The following is a 6,993-nucleotide window of genomic DNA, read 5'->3' on the forward strand; positions in this document are numbered from 1 at the left end:
GCTGACGGACGCCGTGAAGCGGTTCGCGGCCCTCGGCGCGCAGGGTGCGGTCGGCGACTGCCTGCTGGAACTCGCGATCGTGCATGCCGACGAGGGCGAACTGATGCACGCGGGCAGGTTGTGGGGCGCCGGTCAGGCTCTGCTCGAGCAGAGTCACCATCGCGCGAGTCGACATCGAGCGATCACGCCGCTCCCGGAAGACGCCCTGGCCGAAGGCGCCGCCATGTCCCCCGAAGAAGCCGTGAAGTACGCAATCGCACCCGCGTGACCTCCCTGCCACGTGCAGCGTTTCCGCCTCCGCGGGCTGGAGGAATATGTCCTCAGCGGCCATCTATCTGCCCGGACATTGGAACTGGGGCTGGCCGACACCCCTCCGACTGGTCTACGAGCGAGAAGGGCACCGTGCGCCCTCGGCCGAGTGGCTTCCTTCTCCTACGCCTCACCTGCCCGGCCCTGTTCAGCCCACCAGTCGCGCTGGCCATCGACGTCTTCGCGCGGATCCTCGCCGAGGTTGGGCGCACCGATGACGAGGAGCTCGAGGCCCTCGGGCCCGGCCTCGTAGCCTCGCCACGTACCGGGCGGGACGCGCACCGCGTCCCATTCCTTGAGCTCGACGATCTCGTCGTCGAGCTTCATCCGCCCGCTCCCGCGCACGACCACGTACAGCTCCTCTTGCGTCTTGTGCGTGTGGCCGTACGGAAAGCGATAGCCCGGAGGAACGTGCTGGTAGCTGAGGGCGCATTTCTCGAGCTCGAGCGCCTTGGTCCCCGCGCGGAATACCAGATCCGGCGCACCGTCGAACCTATCGCCGATGTCCTCCAGATCGTCCTTGATGTTGGTGAGCGTGAACGGCACGGCGCAACCGTACCCAGTTCGATTCCGTGCTTGCGGACGGGTCAACCGGCAAACGGGCCTCTCTGCAAATCGCTCCCATGGAAACTGGGAAAATCCCTGCCTCTCTGCAGGCAAGTCGCCGCGACGCATGACAGCTCCCCCTTGCCTTCCCACACGACGACGAATGACGAGAGCACAATGTCGACACGCCCATGAAGGTCCTCGACCGTCGCCTGAGTCGCATCCCGCAGCCGTGGCGGACCATCCTCGACTGGTCCGTGACGATCGCTCTGGCTGTCGCCTGTGTCCTGGCGTTCCAGGCAGAGGTGGCCAAGCCGTACCGCATTCCCACGTCCTCGATGGAGCCGACGCTCCACTGTGCGAAGCCCGGCGCCTGGTGCGAAGGTCGGTTCGACGACCGCGTCATTGCCAACCGACTCGCCTACAGGTTCGGTGATCCCAAACGTGGACAGATCGTCGTGTTCACGGCTCCGCGAGCGGCCGAGCGATGCGGACGGCAAGACGGAGGCTCGACGTTCGTCAAGCGCATCGTCGGGCTCTCCGGCGAGATCGTCTCGGAACGCGGCGGCGTCATCTACATCAACGGCAAGCGCCTTGTCGAGCCATACGTGGAGCCATCGCGGAGGGGACACGAGAGCCGCAGCTGGCCACGCGTGGCGAAAGACCACTACTTCGTCGCGGGCGACAACCGGATTCATTCCTGCGACTCCCGCGTGTGGGGAACGGTGCCCCGCAGCAGCCTCATCGGCCCCGTGATGCTCACGTACTGGCCGCCGAACCAGCTCTCGCTCCGCTAGAGCTTCTTCGGCCCGCACAGGGACGTGAGACGTCGAGTCGAACCGAGTATGGAGGCGGCGGGAATCGAACCCGCGTCCGCGGTCGTACCGACCGAACTTCTACGAGCGTAGTCCGCGCTTTGGTCTCGCCCGACGGCCGGTTCGCGGACGACCTACCGGCGGGCCAGCCCTCCTTGAATGTCGCGCCTCGGGCGAGTGGCTCTCCCTCGGCGCCTGAGCCCGATCGTTGGCGCCCCGTCCCCGGCCTCGGGCCGAACCGGGAGGGACGTCGCCTGACCTAGTGTTTGCTAGGCGGCGAGTGCGAGATCGTTCTTCGCACTTGCGTTTGTGCCGGTTGTTTTACGAGGCCGACCGGCGACCTCGGCTCGCTGCTCGACCGGAGAACCGACCACGTCGAGACCTGGTCGCCCCCGTATGTTGTCCTCCAAGGATAGCTGCGGCCGTCCGCGTGTCCACCGGCGGTCGAGGGCATGCCGGTACTAGGAGCCCTCGCCTCCCGGGGACTGTCCACCTTCCGACAGAGGGGACGACGCGGGTGGCGGCCGGTCGCGGCCGCGGATGCCCCACCGGTAGCGCACGCGGAGGAGCGCGACCAGCATCGTCGCGAGCGCGATCGCGAGACCGACCCAGGCCCAGCCGGTCTGGAACTCGTTGTCCTCGATCACCTTCACGAGCGTGCACAGCCCGAGCCCGACGCCGAGGATCGCGGTGACGATCGCGGTGGGCCAGCCGCGCATGGAGAACCTCGGGATCAGGATGGGCAAGAGCTCCCAGACGAGGATCGCGAGCGCGAACAACGCGGCGTAGAGCCCGAAATCGGACCCCTCGTACCCGGTCGTCCACCCACACTTCCTCTCCGCGACGGTGCCCGTCGCCACGCAGACACGCGTCCACGGAGCGAGCATCTCGACCAGGAAGGCGGCGCTCAGCAGGACGATGAGCTTCGACCCGAGCGGCCTCTGCCAGTAGCGCCCCACGTCGGCCGGAGTCTACGCCGCGGTATCGGTCGCCGTCACGGGCCGATCGGGCGCGGAGGGCCCGATCTGGCGTTCAGGACATCCTCCGCCGTGCCGAGTATCGTCTTGGGAAAGCAAAGATCGAACGAGGAGGGACGGCCGGCGTGGCCATCACCCATACGTACGTGAGCCTGAACGAGCTTCGCGAGCGTGCGAAGGCAGAGGTCGGCAAGGTCGTGGTCGGCCAGGGCAGGGCGGTCGAGCTGCTGCTCATCGCCGCGATGGCGCGGGGCCATGTCCTGCTCGAGGGCCCTCCGGGGACCGCGAAGACCCTGCTCGGCCGTGCGACGGCCTACGTGCTGGGAGCGGACTTCAACCGCGTCCAGTTCACTCCTGACACGACGCCCACCGAGCTCGTCGGCGAGAACATCACTCGTGCCGGCGAGACGAAGTTCGTCTCGGGGACGATCTTCACCAACGTCCTGCTCGCCGACGAGATCAACCGCACCCCGCCGCGCACGCAGGCCGCGCTGCTCGAGGCGATGGCGGAGCGAAGCGTCACCGTCGAGGGGCGCGTCCACCGGCTGCCCGACCCGTTCCTCGTGATCGCGACCCAGAACCCGTTCGAGCAGGAGGGCGTCTTCCCGCTCCCCGAGTCGAACCTCGACCGCTTCCTCTTCAAGGTCTACATCGATTACACGGACTACGAGCACGAGGTCGACATGCTCCGCCTCCCGCACACCGGCGTCACGCCGGACATGCTGGGCGAGATCATGCCGCTGCTCGGGATCGTCGGACTCGACAAGGCCCGGGTCGAGCTCGACGGCACGGTGGTCCCCGAGGAGGTCGCCCGGTACGCGATCGGGGTCGTCCGCAAGACACGCGAGATCGAGGGCGTCATGCTGGGCGCGAGCTCGCGTGCTGCGATCCACCTGATGAGCGCGACGAAGGCCAACGCGCGGCTCGAAGGCCGCGACACGGTGACGATCGAGGACGTGCGCGAGATGGCGCAGTACGTGCTTCCCCACCGGCTGATCGTGGAGGACGAGGACCTGACGCCGGACGCCGCGCTCCAGATGGCGCTGGACTCCCCCCTTACCTCCTAGACGGAGCGGACGGCAGCCGGAAAAAGCGCGCGAGCGGCGTCCCGCCCGCGCGCGTCCGGTCGGCTACTCGGCCACTGCCTGCTCGAGCGCGCGCCGCGTGATCACCTGGGCGAGGTGTGCGCGGTACTCGGACGAGCCCGCGTGGTCGCTCGGCGGGTCGGTGCCTTGCGTCACGAGCGCCGCGGCATCGGCGATCGAGGCCGCAGCTGCGAGCGCGTCCTCCGCGCTCCGTGCGCGGAGCGGCGTGGCTCCCATGTTGACCAGCCCGATCGAGGCGCCGGCCACCTTGCCGTCGTCGCGGTGCACGAGGGCGGCGACGCCGACGGTCGCCCAGTCCTGGGCCCGTCGGTTGGCCTTCACGTACGCCCAGCCGGTCGACGCGCCCAGCTTGGGGACGCGAGCCTCGACGAGCACCTCGTCCGCCGCCAGCGCCGTCTCGAACACGCCCGTGAAGAAGTCCGCGGCGGGAATCACCCGTTCGCCGCCCGTCCCGCGTGCGACGAGGTCCGCGTTCAGCGCCAACATCACGGCAGGCATGTCCGAGGCGGGGTCGCCGTGCGAGAGCGTGCCGCCCATCGTGCCGCGGTGGCGCACCGGCGGATCCCCGATCTGCGCCGCGGTGTACGAGACGATCGGGCAGTGCTCCGCGAGGAGGCGGTCGGAGGCGACGTCGGCGTGGCGCGTGAGGGCGCCGATCGCGATGTGGGTGCCCCCGTCCTTCACGTAGGCGAGGTCGGAGAGGCGGCCGATGTCGACGAGCTTCGACGGCCGCACGATGCGCAGCTTCAGCGCAGGGATCAGCGAGTGGCCGCCTGCGAGCAGCTTCGCCTCGCCACCGCCGGCCGCGAGCAGCTCGACGGCGTGGTCTGCGCTCTCCGCGACGTCGTAGTCGAACCGTGCAGGGATCACGCCTTCGCCTCCTCGATCGCGCGCCAGACACGCTCGGGCGTGGCCGGCATCTGGATGTCCTTCACGCCGAGGTGCGACAGTGCGTCGAGCACGGCGTTGATCACCGCGGGTGCCGCGGCGATCGTGCCCGTCTCCCCCACGCCCTTCACGCCGAGCGGGTTCGTCGGGCTCGGGCTCTCCGTCCGGTCGAGCTCGTAGGAAGGCAGCTCCGCGGCGGAGGGCACCAGGTAGCTGAGGAGATTCGCCGTCTGAAGGTTGCCGTCCTCGTCGTACGACCCCTCCTCGTAGAGCGCCGTCGAGATGCCCTGGGTGATCCCACCGTGCACCTGGCCGTCGACGATGATCGGGTTGACAACGGTGCCGACGTCGTCGATCGCGACGTAGCGGACGAGCCGGGCGTCGCCCGTCTCGATGTCGACCTCGACCACCGCGGCGTGCGCGCCGCCCGGCCACGAGAAGTTCGGCGGGTCGTAGACCGCCGTTCCCTCCAGTCCGGGCTCCATGCCGTCGGGCAGGTCGTGGGCGGCGAACGCCGCCCAGGCGGCCGCCGCGAGGGTCATCTCCTTGTCGGGCGAGCCCTTGACGGTGAACGTCCCGTCCGCGAACTCGAGGTCGTCGGCGGCGACCTCCAGCTGGTGCGCCACGATCTGCCGCGCCTTGTCGATCACCTTGTCGGCTGCGTAGCAGAGAGCGACGCCGCCGACGGCGAGGCTACGGCTGCCGTACGAGTCGAGCCCCGCGTGCGAGACGGCCGTGTCGCCGTGCAGCACCTCCACGGCGTCGATGTCGCAGCCGAGCTGGTCGGCCACGATCTGCGCCCACGAGGTCTCGTGCCCCTGGCCGTGGGGCGAGGTTCCGGTGACGACTTCCACCGAACCGGTCGGGAGGTAGCGGATGGTGGCCTGCTCCCAACCGCCGGCCGCGTAGCGGATCGCGCCGAGGATCCGCGACGGCGCGAGGCCGCACATCTCGTTGTAGGTCGAGAAGCCGACACCGAGCTGCGTGACGCTCCCGTTCTCGCGGCGCTTTGCCTGCTCCGTGCGGATCGAATCGAGGTCGAGGCGCTCGAGCAGCTTGTCGAGCGAGGCCTCGTAGTCGCCCGCGTCGATCGTCAGGCCGGAGGCCATCGTCGCGGGGAACTCCTTGATGAAGTTCTTGCGGCGGAGCTCGACGCGGTCCATTCCGAGCTCGTCCGCGAGCGCGTCCATCGTGCGCTCGATCACGTACGTCGCCTCCGGACGCCCGGCGCCCCGGTACGCGTCCGTCGGCGTGGTGTTCGTGAACACGCCAGTGAACTCGACGCTGTAGTTCGGGATCGCATACGGGCCCGAGTAGACCCAGGCGCCCAGCAGCGGGATGCCGGGCGTGACGAGCTGCAGGTACGCCCCCATTGCCGCCTTGACCCTCGCGCGGCAGTGCGTGATCGTGCCGTCCTTCGTCGCGCCGAAGGTGTACTCGGTGACGAAGTCGCGGCCGTGGATCGTGGCCACGTAGTTCTCCGAGCGCTCCTCCGTCCACTTGACGGGGCGCTCGAGTCGACGGGCGAGCGCGACCGCGAGGAGCTCCTCCGCGTAGACGTCGAGCTTCGAGCCGAAGCCCCCGCCGACGTCGGGCGCGACGACTCTCAGCTTGGACTCGTTGAGCCCGAGGGTCGCCGCGGTGAGGAGGCGGAGGATGTGGGGGATCTGGGTGGCCGAGTAGAGCGTGACGTCGTCCGTCGCGCCGGGAACGGCGAGCACGGCCCGCGGCTCCATCGCATTCGGGATCAGGCGCGGCTGGTAGTAGCTCCGCGTGACGACGACCTCTGCCTCCTCGATCGCCTGCCCGGTCGCGTCGGTGTCGAGCCGCCAGACGTAACACTCGTTGGTGCCGAGGTCGGGGTGGGCGAGCGGGGCTCCGTCGTCGAGCGCCGTCGCCACGTCCACCACGGCATCCAGCGGCTCCCAGTCGACCTCGACGAGCTCGGCGGCGTCCTTCGCCTGCCCGCGCGTCTCGGCGAGCACGACGGCGACGCCGTCGCCCTGGTAGCGCGCGACGTCCGTCAGCGGGTAGTGCGGCGGGTTCTTCATGTCCTCGGTCACCGGCCAGGCGCAGGGCATCGCCGCCTTCCAATCCTCCTGGAGATGGGAGGCCGAGAACGCCGCGACGACGCCGTCCGCCGCGCGCGCCGCCTCCAGGTCGATCCCCTTCACGCGGGCGTGCGCGTACGGGCTGCGGACGACGACCATGAACGCCGTCCCCACGGGGGTCATGTTGTCGACGAACGTGCCGCGACCGGTGAGGAGCGGCTCGTCCTCGCGGCGCTTGACCGGCGCGCCGACGTACGCCGTCTTCTCCTCGGTCGCGCTCATGACGCCCTCCCCCTCGTGC

At 69.4% G+C, this 6,993-nt stretch carries 7 protein-coding genes and 1 other RNA gene; 3 read left to right on the plus strand and 5 right to left on the minus strand.

Going from position 1 to position 6,993, the window contains the following annotated elements; translation table 11 throughout:
- Window positions 1–268 (plus strand): hypothetical protein (locus VFO26_RS14825; RefSeq protein ID WP_325115826.1); only part of this gene is annotated, 268 nt, incomplete at its 5' end.
- A 164-nt stretch (window positions 269–432) separates the two neighbouring features.
- On the opposite strand, the gene VFO26_RS14830 is transcribed toward VFO26_RS14825, so the two are convergent.
- Window positions 433–855: a cupin domain-containing protein gene (locus tag VFO26_RS14830; RefSeq protein WP_325115827.1), complete on the minus strand. Its 423-nt coding sequence runs from the start codon at window positions 853–855 to the stop codon at window positions 433–435.
- 191 nt (window positions 856–1,046) lie between these two features.
- Here VFO26_RS14830 and lepB point away from each other — a divergent pair, with 191 nt between their 5' ends.
- Window positions 1,047–1,652, plus strand: a complete 606-nt coding sequence (gene lepB, locus VFO26_RS14835; protein WP_325115828.1) for a signal peptidase I — start codon at window positions 1,047–1,049, stop codon at window positions 1,650–1,652.
- A 46-nt stretch (window positions 1,653–1,698) separates the two neighbouring features.
- Here the strand turns inward: lepB and ssrA are convergent.
- Both ssrA and VFO26_RS14845 read right to left on the minus strand, forming a co-directional pair.
- Window positions 1,699–2,064: a transfer-messenger RNA gene (ssrA, locus tag VFO26_RS14840) on the minus strand.
- A gap of 67 nt (window positions 2,065–2,131) precedes the next feature.
- On the minus strand, window positions 2,132–2,629 hold the full coding sequence (locus VFO26_RS14845; protein ID WP_325115829.1) for a hypothetical protein: 498 nt from the start codon (window positions 2,627–2,629) through the stop codon (window positions 2,132–2,134).
- Between the two features lie 143 nt (window positions 2,630–2,772).
- Here VFO26_RS14845 and VFO26_RS14850 point away from each other — a divergent pair, with 143 nt between their 5' ends.
- A complete protein-coding gene (locus tag VFO26_RS14850; protein WP_325115830.1) occupies window positions 2,773–3,714 on the plus strand; it encodes a MoxR family ATPase in 942 nt (313 codons plus the stop codon).
- Between the two features lie 63 nt (window positions 3,715–3,777).
- On the opposite strand, the gene VFO26_RS14855 is transcribed toward VFO26_RS14850, so the two are convergent.
- Together VFO26_RS14855 and VFO26_RS14860 are read right to left on the minus strand one after the other, a co-directional pair.
- On the minus strand, window positions 3,778–4,623 hold the full coding sequence (locus VFO26_RS14855) for a xanthine dehydrogenase family protein subunit M (protein WP_325115831.1): 846 nt from the start codon (window positions 4,621–4,623) through the stop codon (window positions 3,778–3,780).
- Window positions 4,620–6,974 (minus strand): xanthine dehydrogenase family protein molybdopterin-binding subunit, encoded by a 2,355-nt coding sequence (locus VFO26_RS14860; protein ID WP_349259091.1) that lies wholly within the window; start codon window positions 6,972–6,974, stop codon window positions 4,620–4,622. The genes VFO26_RS14855 and VFO26_RS14860 overlap by 4 nt, the downstream gene beginning before the upstream one ends.
- Window positions 6,975–6,993 lie beyond the last annotated feature (19 nt).

The sequence above is a fragment of the Gaiella sp. genome (assembly GCF_035710885.1).
In the GTDB taxonomy this organism is placed as follows: domain Bacteria; phylum Actinomycetota; class Thermoleophilia; order Gaiellales; family Gaiellaceae; genus Gaiella.

What these genes read in the sequence shown, in the direction of transcription:
- lepB (WP_325115828.1), top strand. Translation starts at nt 1,047, where the DNA reads ATGAAGGTCCTCGACCGTCGCCTGAGTCGCATCCCGCAGCCGTGGCGG.
- VFO26_RS14860 (WP_349259091.1), bottom strand. Translation starts at nt 6,974, where the DNA reads ATGAGCGCGACCGAGGAGAAGACGGCGTACGTCGGCGCGCCGGTCAAG.